We start from the raw sequence: 17,110 nt of genomic DNA, 5'->3' as shown, positions 1-17,110 counted from the left end.
GCGAGGAGGAGCAACTCCTTCTCGCCGACGCCGGGCTGATCCGGCGCTAGAGCCCGAAACCGCCGGACACCTCGACGTTCTGCGCGGTGATCCACCGGCCGTCCTCACCGGCGAGCGCCGCGATCGCCACCGCCACGTCGCCGGGCTCACCGACACGGCCCAGTGCGGTCTTCTCGGCCAGCACGGGGATGAACTCCGGGAACTTCTCGAAGGCGTCGCCGCCCAGCCTGGTCCGGGTGGCGCCGGGGGAGACGGAGTTGACGCGGATGCGGCGAGGGCTGAGCTCCTTGGCCAGGTAGCGCGTCAGCACGACCAGGGCGCCCTTCATGGTGGCGTAGCCGGAGTAGCCGGGCTCGGCCTGGTCGGTGGAGCTGCTCGTCGTGTTGACCACCGCGCCGCCGTCGGCGAGGAGCGGGAGCAGGGTCTGGGTGAGGAAGAACGGGCCCTTGAGCAGAACGCGGTAGAACCTGTCGAAGAGTTCTTCCGTCGTGTCCGGGAACAGGGCGGTCTGGGCGAAGCCCGCGTTGTTGACCAGGACGTCGAACTCGTCCCGGCCCCAGCCGCGCAGCACCTCGCCGACCTGGTCCCGGAACGCCGCGAAGGTGTCGCTGCGGCCGACGTCCAGGTGCAGCGCGGTGGCCTTGCCGCCGTTCTGCTCGATGGCCGCGACCGCCTGTTGGGCGCCGGTCTCGTTCGAGCTGTAGGTGAGGATCACGGCGGCGCCTCGCCTGGCCAGTTCCACCGCTGTGCTCCAGCCGATGCCCGAGCTGCCGCCGGTCACGATCGCGACTGACATGTTCCTACCGCCTGTCCTGGTCTTATTGGTTTTGGATGAACCAATAAGACCAGTGGGGACAGTGTCAGTAGGAGACCAATGCTGTCGGCTTCTTGCCTGATCCTCCCGCAGAGGCTCGTGGCTATTCGATGTGCAGGCTCTGGATCTTCGCCTCCGTGACGATGCGGTCCGCCTCGTCACGGGCGACGTTGCGCAGTTCGGCCAGGGCCCGCATCGCCTCGGCGCGGCGGGCCGACATCGCGAGCCGGAAGTCCTCGCGGATCCCGTCGCGCTTCTCGGCCGCCTCCTCGTCGAGCCGGCGGGCTCGTTGTTCGGCCTCGCCCACGATCATCAACGCTTTGAGCTGGGCATCCCTGATGACCTCACGGCGTTCTTCCTCGGCCAGGGCGACCATCCGGGCGAGCCGTTCGGGCAGGCCCTTCAGGTCGATCGGGGTCAGGCAGATGCGGTGCAGGCCGTCCTGCAGGGCGGCGTTCTCCTCCTGGACCGTGACCAGTCTCGCGGCCAGGGCCTCCGCGCGGGCCTCCGAGGCGTCCCGGTCGGCTGTGACCAGGCGAAGCTCGGCTTCCAGTTCGGCGACGTAGTCGTCCACCTCGTCGCGGTCGTAACCGCGCCATCGGAGCCCGAACCACGTGCGTAGCGGTACGAGCTCAGTCCTGCTGTCGACACTCACTGCCGTCTCCTCTGCCTCCCGCGAGTCAGTCCTGACAAGGGGTACGTACGGGGCGCGGCATCGGTTCTAACGGGTTCACCAGGCACAATGTGGACGTGAACAACAAACTGTGCCCCTGCGGTACCGGTCAGTCCTATGTGGACTGTTGCGGTGCGCTGCACTCCGGGGCCCGCAAGGCGGCCACCGCCGAGCAGCTGATGCGTTCTCGCTACAGCGCTTTCGCCGTGTCCGATGAGGACTACCTGCTGCGCACGTGGGCCGCGAGGCACCGTCCCTCGAGTGCCGGGATCGACTCGACCGACCGCTGGTTGAAGCTCGAAATCCTGTCGACCGAGAACGGCGGTTTGCTCCAGGCCGAAGGTGTGGTGGAGTTCCGGGCGCACTACGTCGGCGGTGTCGTGCACGAGCGGAGCAGGTTCATCAGGGAGAACGGCCAGTGGGTGTACGCGGAGGGCCTGGAATGAGCACGGTGACGGTCGCGAGCAGGTTCAACGGGCCGCCCGGCATGGGCAACGGCGGCTACTCGGCCGGTCTGCTCGCCGCGCACGTTGATGCCCGGACCGTGAGCGTCCGGTTGCGCAAGCCGGTGCCGCTGGACCGGGAGCTGCAGGTCAGGGACGGGCAGTTGCTCGACGGCGACGTCGTGATCGCCTCGGCCGAGCCCGCCGCGCTCGACCTGGAGGTTCCCGCCGCGCCGACGCTCGACGAGGCGCTGAAGGCCTCCGCGAAGGTGCCGTGGCGTGACAGGCACCCGTTCCCGACGTGCTTCGGCTGCGGTCCCGGTCGCGAGGACGGCATCGCCGCGCTGCTCGGCCCGCTCGACGGCCGCGACGAGTGGGCCGGTGTGTGGAGGCCGACGGACCTCCTGCCGAACGACGGGGCCGGCGTGCTCCCGGAGATCGTCTGGGCCGCGCTCGACTGCCCGTCCGCGCAGCCCGTCGCACCGGACGGGGGTCCGGCGTTCGTGCTCGGCACCTTCGTCGCCCAGGTGGAGCGGCCGGTCGAACTGGGCGTGGACCACGTGCTCCTGGCGTGGGAGCTTGGAAAGGACGGACGCAAGGCCTACTCGGCGTCCGCCATCATCGGACCTCACGGAGTGTGCGGACGAGCACGGGCCGTGTGGGTATCGATCGGATGAGATCAAATAACCCGACTGGGTGACAGAAGTGCGGCGCGTCTTGATAGCGTGCACGACCGTTGCCCGATTAAGCCGAAAGGGCGAGTGACCGGGATGGCACGGAGGTGATCAGGCGCTTGATGGGCCGACGTGCCGCCGCCCATGGCGACCAGCAACCACAGACCCAGCACAGTTCTGGCCAGAACAGTTTCGGAGTTCAGACCATCACGAGCACCGACCAGGACCTGGATCTGTACCCCGTCGAGCAGCCCCCGGCAGCGGTACCGCAGCCGGAGCAGGTGCCCCAGAGGACGCCGTTCGCGGCGAACTCCGTCGGGTCGACGCTCGTCGTCTCCGCTCCCGAGGGCCCGAGTCAGGGCGCCGCGGGCCTGGCCCGCGCGCTTCCGGCCGACAACGGCAGGACCGTCGTCGTGGTCGACTTCCCGGGCGGGGACCAAAGCACTTTCTGGCCGCACGTCGTGACGGCGCTGCACGGCCGCGGGCCCATCCGGCTCGCGGTCTCGCACGCCGGGACGATGCGGCCGACCGCTCCCGCGCAGTGGCTCGCCGAGCAGCTGCAGGCCGAGGTCGTGGCGCCGGACGGCGTGCTGACCACGGTGCCCGGTGCCGCGTTCGTCGTCGGCACGCAGGGCTACGGCAGCTGGGTGAAGTTCCAGCCGAACGCGTCCCCGATGCCGTACGGCCGCCGCTTCCCGGTGCCGCAGTGGGAGGCGATGGACCCGAACTCGCCGTGGCCGACGGGCGAGATCGGCGTCTCCGAGCCGATCCCGAGCGGACTCTGGCTGCGCGCGCAGCAGCCGCCGTTCGACCCGGCCGCCCAGGACTCGCGGCCGATCGTGGCGCTGCCGTGCCGCGACAACGTGCTGACGGTCGTCGTCGGCGGGCCCGGCCAGTCGTCGATCCCGATCGACGAGGTGTGCCGCCTGCTCACGGCGCTGCCCCAGGCGGCCCGGTCGCGCGTGCGGCTGGTCCCGTACGGCATCGACGCCGCCATCGGCAGCCTCGTCGCCGACCAGATCGGCGAGCCGATCGCGATGTTCACCGGCCTGCCGGTGGGCAACCTGCGCGGCGGCGGACCCGCGGTGATCGCGGTCGACCCGCGCGGGCAGCAGACGTGGCGCCCGTTCGTCACCGAGGTGCTGTGCGTGCCGGACGAGGCCGTGCCCGTCGTTTCCGGCTACCGGACGCCGGTGCAGGGCCTGACCGAGGTCTCGCCCGGGGTGTTCTCCCTCGGCGACGGCGTTGTGCTGGAAGTCGTGCCCTCAGGCCTGTGGGTGCGTGAGCAGGACGAGCCGTACAACGCCGCCGAGGTGCGCACTCTGCCGTTGGACCCGGAGTGGGCTCGTCTGACCGTGGGCACGCCGGGACGCACGACGCCCGGTGCGGTCGCGGTGCACGGTGCTGCTCTCGTGGAACGCCTGGAACCCGAGGTGCGCAAGCTCCTGCGCCTGGTGTTCTGCGACTCCAAGGTCATCGCGCCGCCTCCGCCCCCGTCCGGCAGTCACGCCGTGGCTCCGAGCACGGCGGCGCACGCGTTGTCGACGCGTGAGCCGGCGGACAACGGCACCGGCTTCTTCACCGCCGTCACGCCGGTCGAGCCCGAACAGGACCGGCCCGCGTACGCGAGCATGGGCGCCGGTCCGGCGATGGCGACCGTGACGTCGCACGCGCTGGCGGACGACCCGGACGAGGCCGCGTTCCCGTCGGACGACCCGGACTCCACCCCGGTGCGGTTCCGCGTCGACGGCCCACTCCCGCAGCAGCCACTGGCCATGTGGGAGGCCCCGCCGGAGGACAACGGCGAGCGCGAGACGGTCGCCCAGGACCACAGCAGCTCCGACGCCGAACGCGACACGGTCCGCCGTGCCCTCGGTGAGCGCTACGGCGTGCACGCGGCGACGGTCGTCCGCCTGCTCTCCCAGCGTCCGGACGCGGAGGAGGACCCGGCCGCGTTCGAGGCCATGGTCACCGACCTCACGGCGTTGCTGGCGTGCGTGTCGCAGGACGAGGAGATGGTCGTCGAGACGCTCCGCATGGGACGTCTGGGCCGCCTGCGCCCGTACGTCGCGTGCATCGTCTCGGGCCTGAACCGCCTGCCCGTGCACAGCGGCGTGGCGACGGTGTGGGGTGTCAGCGGCCCGACCGGGCCGAGGCGCTACCGCAGCGGTGACGTGCTGGTCGAGCACGGCCTGCTGGACGCCATCGCGAACCCGTCCCAGCGCGTCGACGGCGTCACCGAGTACCTGATCTGGTCGGTCACCGGCCGCCGGGTCGAGGTGTCCGACCGGGTCGCCGTGGCCACCGAAGAACGCGTGGTCTTCGCGCCCGGCACGCCCTTCCGGGTGCTCGCGGTGGCCGAGGCCGAGGGTGACCACCCGCAGCAGGTGCTGCTGCAGGAGGTCGCCGGACCGGCCGCGGACCAGGAGATCGCGGGACTGCGGCCGAGCGTGCTCTCCCAGTTGGAACGGGCGGCGGCGAACCTGCGCGTGCTGCCGGTCTCGCACCAGGTGACGGCCTGAACCTCGGCATCCGCTATGCGGAACCGCCGGTCGGCCCGCTGCGCCTCCACCCACCGGTGGACTGCGACGGCGAGCCGACCGGCGCGTTCGGCGACCGGCACACGCTGAACGTCTGGTCTGCAGCGGACTCCGGAGCGCCGGTGCTCCTCTGGGTCCACGGCGGCGCGAACACCGTCGGATCGTCGGCACAGCCCGAGTACGCGGGTGACGTCATCGCGTCGCACGGCATCGTGTTCGTCAGCTGCGACTACCGGCTGGCGGCCGACGGATACGGTGCCCTGGAAGGGATCCAGCACAACCGCGGACTGCTCGACGTCGTCTCGGCACTGAGGTGGATCCAGCGCAACATCGCCCGTTACGGCGGAGATCCGGCGAACGTCACCGTGGCCGGCCAGTCGTCCGGCGCGCAGACCGTCGCGAGCCTGATGGTCATGCCGTCCGCTGCCGGTCTGTTCCACCGGGCGATCGCGCACAGCCTCGCCGGCAGGTTCTTCACGCCGCTCGAAGCCGTCGAGGTCCAGCGGCGGGCAGACCCGGAAGTCGTGCTGTACCAGCCGATCATCGACGGCGACACGCTGCCGCGCAGCCCGCTCGAAGGCCCGTACGACGTGGACCTGATGGTCTGCCACACCGCGGACGAGGACGCTGAACTGTTCCAGCGCCCGACGATGCGGCTGGCCGACGAGCACGGGCGCGCGTTCCGGTCGGTCTACGCCCGCACGCCGGCGCATCACGGCGCGGACGTGCCGGACATGTTCCGCGGCGACATCGCCGAGGCCTGGGCGAGGTTCGCCCGCACGGGCGACCCCGGCTGGCCGCGGCACGAAGTGAAGCGCTGGGTCTGATCAGTCGCTGGAACCGAGGTTGTCGAGGGTGAGCTGCAGCCGCGCGTGCCGGCGTCCCGAAGCGCGTCGGCCGAACGCGTAGAGGAACGCCCACTGCGGGCCGGTGTAGGGAACGGCGGCGTAGCCCAGTCGTTGGGCTAGTCCCTTGCCGATCGAGTACGTACCGGCGGCCAGCCCCACCGCACCGCAGATGGTCAGCTCGGAGGCGACGGCCTCGATGATCCCCGCAGAGGTTCCGACCGACCCGGCCATCGAGTCCTGGGTCCCGAAGATCTCCGGCCAGCTGTTCTCGAGCCTGCCGCTCTCGAATTCCCGCTGCAGGCGGGCGATCACCTCGCCGCGGACGCTCGTGGGACTGGTGCGCTCGAACGACTCGCAGCTGTTCCTCATCCACGTGGCCAGCAGCTGATGTCCGTCTCCCCGCACGAACTTCCCGACGCCGCTGCCGGCTCCGTTCTCCAGGTGCGCGAGCACCTGGAGGACCTCCGAGGTGAGCTCGGCCAGGTCGGAGCGGGACAGTTCGGCGGCGGGCACCACGGCCGGGAACTCGACGTCCGACGCGTCGCGCACCGAGCACAGCAACTCGTTGAACCGGCTTTCCCGTCGCTCCAGCAGGAAGGGCGTCCTGGTCCCCGACTGGGCGATGGCGGCGTCGTGGTTGTAGGCGTCGCGCGTGATGTGCTCGGCGAGGCCGATTGGATCTTCGGAGTACCGCTTCGCCTTCTCGACCACACCGACCGGGAAGTGCAGTGCCGCGTTCGGCGCCAGGAGCGTCTCGTGCAGGAGAGTGGCCAGCACGGGGTTCTCCGCGACGTGCGCGCGTCCCCACGCGTCTCCCCGCTCCTCCTCGGCGATGACGACGCGCCGCGCGTTTCGCGGCAGGCTCGCGTCCTGCCGTGCGATTGCCTTGATCGCGTCGTCGATCAGCGGCCTCCACGAGGCGCCGTCCCACGAGTGGTCGTCGCGGCGCGCGCGGTCGGTCAGCCACCACTCCCTGCCGATGATCCGCACCGTGCCGCGTTCGACCAGCGCGACGAACTCCCGCTCGGTCACCCGGCAGCCCGGCGAGCCGACCAGCTTGCTGGACGGTGCCCAGAGCACGAGCGGTGAGCTCGTCGCGATCATCCGGTGCAGGTTCGCGTATCCCGCCTCGCCGTATTCGCTGATGTGGCAGAACGTCCGAAAGACATCGGTCATGGCCGCACGACCAATCTGCGCACCGCGTCCCGGGCAACCGGATCGGGGTCGTGCCGGTCGTAGGCGGCATCGCTCGCGGCGTAGATCCACATGCTGTCGTCGCCGTCGTTCCTGACGGCGTGCGACCAGCCGCGGGGAGGCACGACGGCCACGGCGCCACGTCCCTCGAAGGACCGCTGGTGCACTTCCGTGCCTTCACCGGTGTCCCAGTGGACCGACCACCTGCCAGTGAAGACGACGGCGATCAGCTCACGCCGGTGCGCGTGATAATGGTTGCCGCGTACCGCGCCTGGCCGGATCTCGGCGATGTGCACGTCTCGGATCGTGTCGATCAACCCCAGGTGCTCCCGCAGCAGCGAGAAGCTGAACCCGCGGTCGTCGGTCGAGTCGTCCAGCTCGACGATCTGCATCTGGTCGACCATGTCCGCTGTCTCCTCGAGAGAAGTCGTCGGCGAGCGAGGCGAAGGGCGCCGCGAGGTGCCCTGCTGAGCGTGGATTACCTCGCCGACGTTCCGGGTCGCGCCACTAGCTCTCGGTGTTGAGGCCGAGCGTGCCGTCCAGCCGGGGCACGCACGCCCCGTCGCGCTTGTCCGAGGCCAGGAACTCGGTGAGGCACCGGCCGATCTGCTCATGCCCGCGCGCGTTGGGGTGGAACGACTCCTGCAACGCGTGCGGTGCGCGCCTCTCATCCTTCAGACCGTCGAAGTCGACCGTCAGCCGCGTGAACCACTCGGTCTCCGGCTCGTCCCCGCCCACGCACGCCTCGTGGCCCTCGCCGGCTCGCGCCAGGTCGAGGAACCGCGCGTTGACCTTGCCCGCGGCGGCGCGCAGCCCGTTCGACAGCTCCGGCACGGCCTCCTCGACGACCCACTCCAGGTCGGCGCTGCGCAGCGGGCAGCCGGAGAGGTTCTGCAGCGACTGGGGCATCTTCGGTGACACGGGGGCCGCGTACGACTGCACGATGAGCTGGTAGGAGGAGTCGAGGTAGCCGGAGTCGCGCATGGTCTGGCGGATGGCGTTCAGCGTGGCCTCGACCTTCGGGATCATCCGCCGCACGCGCTTGGTCCAGTCCGGCGCCACGGACGACGTGCAGTCGGTGCGCTTGCCCCACGCCTCGAAGCACTTGTTGAGGATGTCGGAGAAACGCGGGTCGTCGTTCGCGCCGACGGCCACGACGATCGCGACCACCTGGTTCGACCCGGCGATCGCGCGCAGCCGGGGCAACTGCTCGTTGCGCAGCTTGTCGGAGTTCGTGCCGGAGCATGCCAGGTTGATCTTCTGGTCGGCCTCGAACGAGATCTTCATGATCTCGGCCTCGCGTGAGCGGTGGCACCAGTTGCCGCCGTCCTCGCCGTCGGTCCCGGCCTCGTAGGCGCCGGCGCCCTCGCCGGACATCGTGCTGTCGCCCAGTGCCACGACCGCGGTCCTGGACTCTCGGTCCGGGTCGGAGGGTGGCGGGAACACGTGGTCGCTCACGACCAGGACGATCGTGAGCAGCCCGATTGCCGCGAGGAGGAGCAGTCTGCGCATCGCGCACCACTTTACGTGGGTGGCCGAATGCGAGGGCGATATGGCGTTGCCGCCTCAGGCAGGGGTGAGGAAAGTGGAGGTGTGGGGAATCTGAGGGAGATAGTCGTGGTCGGCTACGACCGCACCGCACTGCTGGACCTGGCGGGGCCCATCGAGGTGTTCCAGGCGGCGAACTACGGCGAGCAGCGCTACCAGATCACCGTCGCCACGCTCGGGGGAGGACCGTTCACCGCCACCGCGGGTGTGCGCGTCGAGGCGGGCGCCGATCTGAGCACGCTGGACCGTCCGATCGACACGCTGCTCGTGGTCGGCGGCTGGGGGTACGAGGAGGCCGCGTCCGACGCGGTGCTCACGACGAACCTGCGGCGGCTGGCGCTGCGGTCCCGTCGCGTCGCGGGTGTCTGCACGGGCGCCGTGGTGCTGGCCGGGGCCGGGCTGCTGAAGGGCAAGAAGGCGACGACGCACTGGGCGTTCACCGGCGAACTGGAGGACCGCGGCGTCGAGGTGGAGCCGGACGCGATCTTCGTGTGCGACGGCGAGGTGGCCACGTCGGCAGGGGTGACGGCGGGCATCGACCTGGCGCTGGCCATGGTCGAGCAGGACCACGGGCCCGCGCTGGCCCGCAGGATCGCGCAGTACCTGGTCGTCTTCCTGCAACGCTCGGGCGGCCAGTCGCAGTTCAGCGTGCACACCCGCGCGAAGCCGGTGCCGGACGGCTCGCTGCGCGCGTTGCTCGACGACATCCACGCCGATCCGACGCGGGAGTGGACGGTGCCGGTCATGGCCCGCAAGGCCCTGATGAGCGTGCGGCACTTCGCCAGGGTCTTCTCCCGCAGCGTGGGCGTCTCGCCCGCGCAGTACGTCGAACGAGCCCGCGTCGAGGCCGCCGCCGACCGGCTGGCCAGCAGCGGTGACTCGCTCGACCTCGTCGCCCGCCAGTCGGGGTTCGGCTCGGCCGAGACCCTGCGGAGGGCCTTCCTGCGCGTGCTCGGCGTGTCGCCGGGCAGCTACCGCGCCCGTTTCCGGACCACTGGGGTTGCCTGATGGAAGCCACGTTCGTGCTCTACCCGAACATGACGGCGCTCGACTTCGTCGGCCCGTTCGAGGTGCTCGGCTCCGTGCCGGTCGTCACGACGAGGTTCGTCGCCGCGACGCTCGACCCGGTGACGTCCGACAACGGACTGACCGTGCTGCCGACCGACACGTTCTCCTCGCTGAGGTCGACCGACATCGTCGTGGTGCCGGGCTCCGGACACTGGCGCGAGCTGCTGAAGGACTCCGGCGGCGTCGTCGAGTGGCTGCAGGCCGTCCACCCGACGACGAAGTGGACGACGTCGGTGTGCACGGGGTCGACGCTCCTCGCGGAGGCCGGGCTGGTCTCGAAGGCCACGACGCACTGGGCCGCGCGGGAGGACCTGGAGACGCGTGGTGTCGAGGTGTCGACCGACCGCGTGGTGTTCGACGGCAAGGTCGTCAGCGGGGCGGGCGTGTCGGCGGGCATCGACATGGCATTGCGGCTGGTCGAGGCCGAGTTCGGTGAGATGGTCGCGCAGGCCGTGCAGGTCGGGATCGAGTACGACCCGCAGCCGCCGCGCGCCTACGACTCGATCCCGCCGGAGATCGCCCAAGGCCTCAAGGCCGCGTTCGAATCAAGTCAGGCCTGACTGGACGGCGAACACGACGAGCTGGGCGCGATCACGTGCGCCCAGCTTCACCATCGCCCGCGATACGTGCGTGCGCACCGTCGCGGGCGAGATCACCAGCACCGCCGCGATCTCGTCGTTGGACGCGCCGGACGCCACGTGCCGCATGATCTCCCGCTCGCGTTCGGTCAGCCTGTCCAGGTGCGGCACGGGCCGCGCCGACGCCCCGGACGCGAACCGGTCGATCACCCGGCGGGTGACGGACGGCGAGAGCAGCGAACCGCCGTCGGCCACCACGTGCACCGCGCGCAGGAGGTCCGTCGGGTCGGAGTCCTTCACCAGGAACCCGGACGCGCCCGTCCGCAGCGCCTCGAACACGTACTCGTCGAGGTCGAACGTCGTGAGCATGATGATCCTGACCTCGGCGCACGCCGGGTCGGCGCTGATGCGGCGCAACACCTCCAGGCCGTCCATCAGCGGCATGCGGATGTCGAGGAACACCACGTCGGGCTTCACCGACTGGATCAGCGACAGGGCTTCGCGTCCGTCGGCGGCCTCGCCGGCGAGCTGGACGCCGTCCTCGGTCTCGATCAACGTCCGCAGGCCCATCCGGACCAGCGGCTGGTCGTCGGCCACCACCACGCGAATCATGACGGCAACGGTATCCGGGCGATCACCGCGAAGCCGTGCGATGCGTCGGCTTCGAGCGTGCCGCCGAGCGCTTCGGCCCGTGAGCGCATGCCCGTGATGCCGTGGCCCTCGGTGAAGACGGTGGGCGTGCCGGTGTCGGTCACGTGGACGACCAGCTCGTTGCGCACGGCATACACGCGAACGGCCGCGGTGACGCCGGGGGAGGAGTGGCGCAGGACGTTGGTCAGCGACTCCTGCACGATCCGGTAGACCGCGAGCTGGTAGGTGTCCGGCAGCTCGATCTCGGCGACCTCGACGGACACCTCGAGCCCTGCCTCGCGCATTCGTGCCGCCAGTGCCGGGATGTCGTCGAGCGTGATCGCCGGTGCCAGGGGAGCCGAGCCGCGCAGGGTGTCCAGTTCGGACCGCAGGCCGTCCAGCGCCTCCTTGGACGTGTCGCGGATCGCCTCCAGCGAGGCGCGCGCCTTCGCGGGATCCTTGTCCAGCACGTAGAGCGCGACTCCGGCCTGCATGGCGATCACCGAGAGACCGTGGCCGACGACGTCGTGGACCTCCTGGGCGAGCCGCAGCCGTTCGGAGATCGCGGTGCGCTCACGAACGTCCACAACGGACTTCTTGCGCAGCTTCATCAGCACGCCCGCCGCGGCGGGCAGCAGGATCCACCCCGCCGACCAGGTGATCCACGACGTGAGCGAGTCGTTCCACCACGGCAGGATCGCCAGCGCGTAGACCAGCGCGGACGCGGCTGCCAGTTCGACGCGCGCGTACACGGCCACGGCGTACATCGCCGCGACGCCGCTCAGCAGGACCGGTCCGAACGGGTACCCCTGCGCCAGGTAGACCGCGATGGCGACGGTCGTGATGCCGACCGTCCACAGCGGACGAACCGAGCGGAACAGCAGCCCCGCGGCGGCCACGGCGATCAACACGTACGCGAGGGCGTCGAGGGTTTCCGCGCCTTGAAGGCGCGCGGCGAACCGCGTCCCCCCGATGCCGAAGACGAGCAGCGCCACGGCCAGCGCGCCGTCCTGCCATTTGATCCGCATGCCGCCGACCATACGACTGGGGACGTACGCAGATGTGCGTATCTTCATGACGCTCCGGAGCGGACGCCTTAGAGGTCCCGCGGGACCACAGTTGAGCCCATGATCGTGACGACGGAGAAGCTGACGAAGCGCTACGGCGACCGCGCCGTGGTGGACGAGGTCAGTCTGTCCGTGCGGCGGGGCGAGGTCTACGGGTTCCTCGGTCCCAACGGCGCGGGCAAGACGACCACGATCCGCATGCTGCTCGGGCTCGTGAGGCCGACCAGCGGATCTGCCAGGGTCCTCGGCGAGAAGCCGGGCACTCCCAGGGCGTTGCTCAAGGTCGGGTCGCTGATCGAGGGGCCCGGCTTCTACCCGTACCTGTCCGGCCGCGACAACCTGCGCGTGCACGCCGCTCGCAGGGGCGTGGACAGGACGCACGTCGAGGCCGCGCTGGAGCAGGTCGACCTGGTGGGTGCCGCCGCCGAGAAGTTCCGCCGGTACTCGCTCGGCATGAAGCAACGGCTCGGCGTCGCCGCGGCACTGCTCGGCCGGCCGGAGCTGCTGATCCTCGACGAGCCGACCAACGGCCTCGACCCGGCGGGCATGGCCGACATGCGCGACCTGGTGCGGGCGCTGGCCGCGCAGGGCCAGACGGTGCTGCTGTCGAGCCACCTGCTCGGCGAGGTCGAGGAGATCTGCGACCGCGTCGGCGTGATCTCGAACGGGAAGCTCGTCGCCGAGAGCACGGTCGAGCAGCTGCGCGGCGAGACGGTCCTGGTGATCAAGGCCGACCCGATCGAGAAGGCGCACGTGCTGATCGAGGGCAGTTCGCTGCACGGCGACGTGCTGCACGTGCGGGAGACGGACGCGGGGGCGTTGGTGCGCACGCTGGTGCACGCCGACGTGGACGTGCAGGAGGTCCGGCCGCTGCGCCGGACGCTGGAAGAGGTCTTCTTCGAGATGACGGGAGCGGCGTGATGGGCAGCGTGAAGGCGGAGCTGCTGAGGCTGTGGAAGTGGCCGGCGACCTGGGTGCTGATCGGCGTCTGGCTGGTGATGACGCTGACGTTCGGCTACGTGTTCAACTACCTCGCCCTGAACGGCGGCACCAACACGCGGTCGATGTCCCAGCAGCAGCTGATCAGCGCGATGCAGCCGGAGAACGTCGGCGCGGCCGTGGTGCGCGGCCTGCCCATGTTCGGCGGCGCGATCATCCTGGTGCTGGCGGCGCTGGCCATCGGCAGCGGATATGGCTGGGGCACCTGGAAGACGACCCTGACGGCCGGCCCGCGCCGGGTCTCGGCGATGGCCGGCACGCTGGGCGCGCTCGGCATCGTCGTGGTCCTGTTGGTGGCGTTGACGTTCGTCGTGAACCTCGGCGCGTCCATCACGGTGGCGTCGCTGGAAGGCTGGGACTGGAGTCTGCCGGGGCTCGGTGTCTTCCAGGCTCTGGGTGCGTCACTGCTGATCGCCGCCATGTGGACGGCGTTCGGCGTGTTCCTCGGCGTCGTCACCAAGGGACCCGCGCTGGCCGTCGGCCTCGGGCTGATGTGGGCGATCGTCACCGAGAACCTGTTGCGGGGCGTGGGTTCCCTGCTCGGACCGGTCGAGTCGCTGACCAGGGTCCTGCCCGGCGGATCGGCCGGCAACCTCGCCGGTGCCGTGGGCGGGTCCGGTGCTCCCGGTGTGCTGACCGACCTCAGCGGCACCACCGCGGCGTTGTTCCTCGTCGGGTACGTGGTGTTCTTCGTTGGTGCGGCGACGCTGCTGAAGGTGCGCCGCGACCTCGTATAGGACGACGGCGGCCCAGGTCACGCCCAGTGCGACCGCGACTCCTGCGGGGTAGTCGCGGTCGTGCAGGCCTGGGTTGACCGGCCCGCTGTCCTCGCGCCACAGCAACGGAACCGCGAGGAGCGTGACGATGCCGGAGACGGTCAGGCCGATGCCGATGGACGGGCGTCTGACCACGAGTCCGGCGGCACCGACGAGCGGGGCGATCAGGAGGTCGTGCAGGACCACGCCGCCGCCGAGCCAGATCAGGAGCTCGACGGTGACCTGGGGGAGGAGCAGCCAGGCGCCCCACGCTCCCAGTGCCACGCCGAGGATGCCCAGAGCGATTCTCACCGCACCTCCAGCGACGTGACCCACTTCGTCTGCAACACACCAGGCCGGTTCGGCGCGATTAGCCGGCACGGGTATCCGTGGTCCAGGCTGAGCTCCTCGCCGTCGAGCTGAAGTGCCAGCAAGGTCAGCGGATCCTGGGCGAAGGCCTCCGGCAGTGTGCTCGCGCGGTAGAGCCCGTCCTTCTCCAGCGACTCGACCCGCACGTCCCCGCGTCCCACCAGCTCGGAGACGCGGACGCCGGTCCAGGTCGCGTTCTGGCTCCAGCCCTCGACGCACGCGATCGGCAGGTCGACGGTGGTCTGCGGCATCGCCTGGAGGTCCGCCAGCGAGTAGCTCTTCGCGCCTGCTTTCAGCCGCCAGTCCTGCGGTACCACGATGTTCGCGGCCTGCGCGGTCCGGTTCACCGGCAGGTCGCCGTCCGACCGCCACGCCAGCACCGAGATCTTGCGCAGCCACGGCACCGTCACCCCCGCCGTGGCCACGACGGCGACGCCGGTGGTCAACGCGGTCGTGCGCAGGAAAGCCCTGCGGGACAGGATGGTCCGCTCTTCCGACGCCGGTTCGAGCGTGCGGCGGATCAGCGGGATCTTGACGGCGATGTGGACCAGCAGGGCGCCGATCACGATCCACGCCACGGCGTAGTGGGCGGTGGGGAAGTAGAACGACCACGGGTAGTTCTGCGCCGCGTTGAACAGGCCGGTGACCAGTTCGAAGAACGACGCCGCGATCAGTACGAGGATCGAGCCGCGCTCCAGGGCGTGCGGCACGGACTTCACCAGCGGACGTTCGAACAGCTTCGGGTAGACGCTCCACAACTTGGCCAGCAGCAACGGGATCGAGGCGACCCCGGAGATCACGTGCACGCCCTGGGTGACGCGGTAGAGGTCGACCGGGCGGGTCGGCCACACCCAGTCGTGCTGCGCGCCGTGGCTGAGCAGCCCGGTGACGAAGCACAGCCCGAACGTGATGCCGAGCCACGTGCCGACCCGGCTGGTCACGCCCGTGTGGTGGGCGGGGGCCCTGAAGACGGGGAGTTTCACAGTCGCTCCCAGCACGCGAACCAGCGCCCGGCGCGTTCGGCCTGCCACAGCAGGAAGAAACCGTCGGTGGTCAGGGACTCCGCGTCGCTCCAGGCCCACGGGAACCACTGGCCGCGGGTGTCCTCGGTCCGCACCCGCGCCTGGCCGGTCGTCAGGCCCGCACCGGGTGGCTCGACCTCGACGACGACGGTTCCGCTGGGCCTGAGCAGGTTCCGGACGCGGCGCAGGAGTGCGGCCGGGTCGCCGCCGATGCCGATGTTGCCGTCGGCGAGCAGGACGTGCTGCCAGCGGCCCTCGCCCGGCAGCAGGTCGAACACGTCGCGGCGGATCGCGATGCCGCCGCGTTCGGTGGTGCGCCGGATCGCCTCCGGGGACACGTCGACGCCGAGCGCGCGGACCCGGCGGGCCAGTAGCGCGGCGACGAGCCGGCCGGGGCCGCAGCCGACGTCGAGAGTGGGGCCGGTGCAGGCGTCGAGGAGGACGGAGTCGCCGCCGTCCGCGTCGGCGTGCCAGCGCGCGACGCTGAGTTCGCGCGAGGTGGTGCCGGGGAGGTCGAGCCAGCCGGGATGACCCTTCAGGGCCTGGTCGAACATCATCGCGCCACCGCCGCCTGGGTCAGCGCCGCCGCGAACCGGCTGCCCGGCACCAGCCGGGCCACCGCGCGGGCGTCCGCCATCGTGTCCACATCGGACAGCATCGGCAGCGGCCGCACCTCCAGCCCGTGCAACGCCTCCAGCGTCAGCGCTCCCGTATCGGCGCGCGACATCGGCACGTCCCGCAACACTTCGGCCCGCAACGGATCCCGCAGACCGAGCGCCCACCAGCCGCCGTCCAGCGCGAACCCGAGCGCCGCCTCCCCGAACTCGGCGCACGACTCCAGCAGCGACGGCGTGACCTGCGGCGTGTCCATCCCGATCTGCAGCACCGGCATCCGGAACCGCGCGATGTCGGCGTGCGCGTTCACCAGCCGCTCGGCGAACGAGACACCGCGCTGCGGGATCACCACGCACTCGGCCAGAGCGTCACGGACGTCCTCACGCCGCACCATCCCGGCCAGCGCCACCACCGGCACGGCGCCGGAGGTGTCCAGAGCGGCCGAGATCGTGTCCAGCAACGAAGCCGCCGCCACGTCAGCAGCCTCCTCGGCCGACAGCGGCGGGCACAGCCGCGTCTTGACCTGGCCCGGCACCGGCGACTTCGCCATGATCAGCAGGCAGAACCTCATCGCAGCACCCCCGCCATGTCCCGTGCCGCCCGCAGCGTGCCGCGCACCGAGCCCGAGACCTTCGACCGAGTGCCGGCCGCACGGGCGCGATAGGCCACGTCGACCTCGCGCACCCGCCAGTCCGCCTCCGCCGCGCGCACCAGCAGTTCCAGCGGATAGCCGAACGCGCGGTCCTGGACGTCCAGCGCCAGCAACGCCTCCCGCCGGCACACGCGCAGCGGTGCGATGTCGTGCACGTCCAAACCCCTGCGCCGCAACAGGGACGCGATCACGGCGTTACCCGCACGTGCGTGCCACGGCCACACTCCGGCGTGCACGGGCCTTCGCCGGCCGACCACGAGGTCGGCATCGGCCAGGAGCGCGGCCATCGCGGGTAGTTCGGCCAGGTCCAGTGAACCGTCCGCGTCGGCGAACGCCACGAGACCGGAGGTGGCCGCGAGCAGACCGGTGTGTATGGCGGCGCCGTAGCCGCGCTTCGACTCGTGCACGACCAGAGCGCCGTACGCGGCAGCCACCTCGGGCGAGCCGTCGGAAGACCCGTTGTCCACGACGATCGCGCGGTAACCGGCCGGCAGGGAGGCGAGGACCGCGGGCAGTGCGGCGGCCTCGTCCAGGCAGGGCAACACGACATCCATGCGTCCAGCCTGGACCATGGGAAAGTGTTGTGGTGCTTACGGAATTGTGACGCACCAAAGAGTTCTT

At 70.7% G+C, this 17,110-nt stretch carries 19 protein-coding genes; 8 read left to right on the top strand and 11 right to left on the bottom strand.

The genetic code is table 11. The features are described 5' to 3' along the window. Positions 1–46 precede the first annotated feature (46 nt). Together IG04_RS0123650 and IG04_RS42800 are read right to left on the bottom strand one after the other, a co-directional pair. Entirely contained in the window at positions 47–796 is a 750-nt protein-coding gene (locus IG04_RS0123650) for an SDR family NAD(P)-dependent oxidoreductase (RefSeq protein WP_030478888.1), read from the bottom strand. A 121-nt stretch (positions 797–917) separates the two neighbouring features. Further along, positions 918–1,469 (bottom strand): DivIVA domain-containing protein, encoded by a 552-nt coding sequence (locus IG04_RS42800; RefSeq protein WP_030478887.1) that lies wholly within the window; start codon positions 1,467–1,469, stop codon positions 918–920. Between the two features lie 95 nt (positions 1,470–1,564). Here IG04_RS42800 and IG04_RS0123640 point away from each other — a divergent pair, with 95 nt between their 5' ends. The 4 genes from IG04_RS0123640 (at position 1,565) to IG04_RS0123625 (ending at position 5,971) form a co-directional block, all read left to right on the top strand. Beyond that, positions 1,565–1,933 (top strand): YchJ family protein, encoded by a 369-nt coding sequence (locus tag IG04_RS0123640; RefSeq protein WP_030478886.1) that lies wholly within the window; start codon positions 1,565–1,567, stop codon positions 1,931–1,933. Next, complete coding sequence (locus tag IG04_RS0123635; protein ID WP_030478885.1) at positions 1,930–2,607, top strand: hypothetical protein; 678 nt, start codon at positions 1,930–1,932, stop codon at positions 2,605–2,607. The genes IG04_RS0123640 and IG04_RS0123635 overlap by 4 nt, the downstream gene beginning before the upstream one ends. Positions 2,608–2,726: 119 nt before the next feature. Next, a complete protein-coding gene (locus tag IG04_RS47705) occupies positions 2,727–5,126 on the top strand; it encodes a hypothetical protein (protein WP_063758303.1) in 2,400 nt (799 codons plus the stop codon). A gap of 56 nt (positions 5,127–5,182) precedes the next feature. Next, on the top strand, positions 5,183–5,971 hold the full coding sequence (locus IG04_RS0123625; RefSeq protein WP_051770507.1) for a carboxylesterase family protein: 789 nt from the start codon (positions 5,183–5,185) through the stop codon (positions 5,969–5,971). Here the strand turns inward: IG04_RS0123625 and IG04_RS0123620 are convergent, their stop codons facing one another. From IG04_RS0123620 to IG04_RS0123610, 3 genes are all read right to left on the bottom strand, one after another. Continuing rightward, positions 5,972–7,168 carry a hypothetical protein gene (locus IG04_RS0123620; RefSeq protein WP_030478882.1) on the bottom strand — a complete coding sequence of 399 codons (1,197 nt, stop codon included), beginning with the start codon at positions 7,166–7,168 and terminating at the stop codon, positions 5,972–5,974. It lies immediately after the preceding gene. After that, positions 7,165–7,590 (bottom strand): polysaccharide biosynthesis C-terminal domain-containing protein, encoded by a 426-nt coding sequence (locus IG04_RS0123615; protein WP_030478881.1) that lies wholly within the window; start codon positions 7,588–7,590, stop codon positions 7,165–7,167. Before IG04_RS0123615 ends, IG04_RS0123620 begins: the two co-directional genes overlap by 4 nt. Positions 7,591–7,693: 103 nt before the next feature. Then, positions 7,694–8,698 (bottom strand): GDSL-type esterase/lipase family protein, encoded by a 1,005-nt coding sequence (locus tag IG04_RS0123610; RefSeq protein WP_030478880.1) that lies wholly within the window; start codon positions 8,696–8,698, stop codon positions 7,694–7,696. 105 nt (positions 8,699–8,803) lie between these two features. Between IG04_RS0123610 and IG04_RS0123605 the strand changes: the two genes are divergently transcribed. After that, positions 8,804–9,742 carry a GlxA family transcriptional regulator gene (locus IG04_RS0123605; protein ID WP_051770505.1) on the top strand — a complete coding sequence of 313 codons (939 nt, stop codon included), beginning with the start codon at positions 8,804–8,806 and terminating at the stop codon, positions 9,740–9,742. Then, positions 9,742–10,362 carry a DJ-1/PfpI family protein gene (locus IG04_RS0123600; protein WP_030478878.1) on the top strand — a complete coding sequence of 207 codons (621 nt, stop codon included), beginning with the start codon at positions 9,742–9,744 and terminating at the stop codon, positions 10,360–10,362. The genes IG04_RS0123605 and IG04_RS0123600 overlap by 1 nt, the downstream gene beginning before the upstream one ends. Here IG04_RS0123600 and IG04_RS0123595 read toward each other — a convergent pair. Beyond that, the gene (locus IG04_RS0123595) at positions 10,348–10,992 is read right to left on the bottom strand and encodes a response regulator (protein ID WP_030478877.1); all 645 of its coding nucleotides are present in this window, start codon (positions 10,990–10,992) and stop codon (positions 10,348–10,350) included. The genes IG04_RS0123600 and IG04_RS0123595 overlap by 15 nt on opposite strands. Then, the gene (locus IG04_RS0123590) at positions 10,989–12,038 is read right to left on the bottom strand and encodes a sensor histidine kinase (RefSeq protein WP_030478876.1); all 1,050 of its coding nucleotides are present in this window, start codon (positions 12,036–12,038) and stop codon (positions 10,989–10,991) included. The genes IG04_RS0123595 and IG04_RS0123590 overlap by 4 nt, the downstream gene beginning before the upstream one ends. Positions 12,039–12,137: 99 nt before the next feature. On the opposite strand from IG04_RS0123590, the gene IG04_RS0123585 reads away from it, so the two are divergent. Beyond that, complete coding sequence (locus IG04_RS0123585; RefSeq protein WP_030478875.1) at positions 12,138–12,998, top strand: ABC transporter ATP-binding protein; 861 nt, start codon at positions 12,138–12,140, stop codon at positions 12,996–12,998. Then, positions 12,998–13,813, top strand: a complete 816-nt coding sequence (locus IG04_RS0123580; RefSeq protein WP_030478874.1) for an ABC transporter permease subunit — start codon at positions 12,998–13,000, stop codon at positions 13,811–13,813. Before IG04_RS0123585 ends, IG04_RS0123580 begins: the two co-directional genes overlap by 1 nt. Before the next feature lie 326 nt (positions 13,814–14,139). Here the strand turns inward: IG04_RS0123580 and IG04_RS0123575 are convergent, their stop codons facing one another. From IG04_RS0123575 to IG04_RS0123560, 4 genes are read right to left on the bottom strand one after another with little or no spacing between them, the layout of a single operon-like run. Then, positions 14,140–15,183, bottom strand: a complete 1,044-nt coding sequence (locus tag IG04_RS0123575) for a molybdopterin-dependent oxidoreductase (protein WP_030478873.1) — start codon at positions 15,181–15,183, stop codon at positions 14,140–14,142. After that, positions 15,180–15,779: a class I SAM-dependent methyltransferase gene (locus tag IG04_RS0123570; protein ID WP_030478872.1), complete on the bottom strand. Its 600-nt coding sequence runs from the start codon at positions 15,777–15,779 to the stop codon at positions 15,180–15,182. The genes IG04_RS0123575 and IG04_RS0123570 overlap by 4 nt, the downstream gene beginning before the upstream one ends. Continuing rightward, positions 15,776–16,408 carry a TIGR04282 family arsenosugar biosynthesis glycosyltransferase gene (locus tag IG04_RS0123565; RefSeq protein ID WP_030478871.1) on the bottom strand — a complete coding sequence of 211 codons (633 nt, stop codon included), beginning with the start codon at positions 16,406–16,408 and terminating at the stop codon, positions 15,776–15,778. The genes IG04_RS0123570 and IG04_RS0123565 overlap by 4 nt, the downstream gene beginning before the upstream one ends. Continuing rightward, positions 16,405–17,043 (bottom strand): glycosyltransferase family 2 protein, encoded by a 639-nt coding sequence (locus IG04_RS0123560; protein ID WP_030478870.1) that lies wholly within the window; start codon positions 17,041–17,043, stop codon positions 16,405–16,407. Before IG04_RS0123560 ends, IG04_RS0123565 begins: the two co-directional genes overlap by 4 nt. Between the last annotated feature and the right edge of the window lie 67 nt (positions 17,044–17,110).

It is taken from the genome of Lentzea albidocapillata (genome assembly GCF_000719115.1).
Classification (GTDB): Bacteria; Actinomycetota; Actinomycetes; order Mycobacteriales; family Pseudonocardiaceae; genus Lentzea; species Lentzea albidocapillata.
This window is presented reverse-complemented; position numbering and strand designations above follow the sequence as displayed.

Excerpts from the sequence above, each read along its gene's own strand:
- IG04_RS0123650 (WP_030478888.1), bottom strand. The coding sequence starts at position 796 with ATGTCAGTCGCGATCGTGACCGGCGGCAGCTCGGGCATCGGCTGGAGC.
- IG04_RS0123635 (WP_030478885.1), top strand. The coding sequence starts at position 1,930 with ATGAGCACGGTGACGGTCGCGAGCAGGTTCAACGGGCCGCCCGGCATG.
- IG04_RS47705 (WP_063758303.1), top strand. The coding sequence starts at position 2,727 with ATGGGCCGACGTGCCGCCGCCCATGGCGACCAGCAACCACAGACCCAG.
- IG04_RS0123620 (WP_030478882.1), bottom strand. The coding sequence starts at position 7,168 with ATGACCGATGTCTTTCGGACGTTCTGCCACATCAGCGAATACGGCGAG.
- IG04_RS0123615 (WP_030478881.1), bottom strand. The coding sequence starts at position 7,590 with ATGGTCGACCAGATGCAGATCGTCGAGCTGGACGACTCGACCGACGAC.
- IG04_RS0123610 (WP_030478880.1), bottom strand. The coding sequence starts at position 8,698 with ATGCGCAGACTGCTCCTCCTCGCGGCAATCGGGCTGCTCACGATCGTC.
- IG04_RS0123600 (WP_030478878.1), top strand. The coding sequence starts at position 9,742 with ATGGAAGCCACGTTCGTGCTCTACCCGAACATGACGGCGCTCGACTTC.
- IG04_RS0123595 (WP_030478877.1), bottom strand. The coding sequence starts at position 10,992 with ATGATTCGCGTGGTGGTGGCCGACGACCAGCCGCTGGTCCGGATGGGC.
- IG04_RS0123590 (WP_030478876.1), bottom strand. The coding sequence starts at position 12,038 with ATGCGGATCAAATGGCAGGACGGCGCGCTGGCCGTGGCGCTGCTCGTC.
- IG04_RS0123585 (WP_030478875.1), top strand. The coding sequence starts at position 12,138 with ATGATCGTGACGACGGAGAAGCTGACGAAGCGCTACGGCGACCGCGCC.
- IG04_RS0123580 (WP_030478874.1), top strand. The coding sequence starts at position 12,998 with ATGGGCAGCGTGAAGGCGGAGCTGCTGAGGCTGTGGAAGTGGCCGGCG.
- IG04_RS0123570 (WP_030478872.1), bottom strand. The coding sequence starts at position 15,779 with ATGATGTTCGACCAGGCCCTGAAGGGTCATCCCGGCTGGCTCGACCTC.
- IG04_RS0123565 (WP_030478871.1), bottom strand. The coding sequence starts at position 16,408 with ATGAGGTTCTGCCTGCTGATCATGGCGAAGTCGCCGGTGCCGGGCCAG.
- IG04_RS0123560 (WP_030478870.1), bottom strand. The coding sequence starts at position 17,043 with ATGGATGTCGTGTTGCCCTGCCTGGACGAGGCCGCCGCACTGCCCGCG.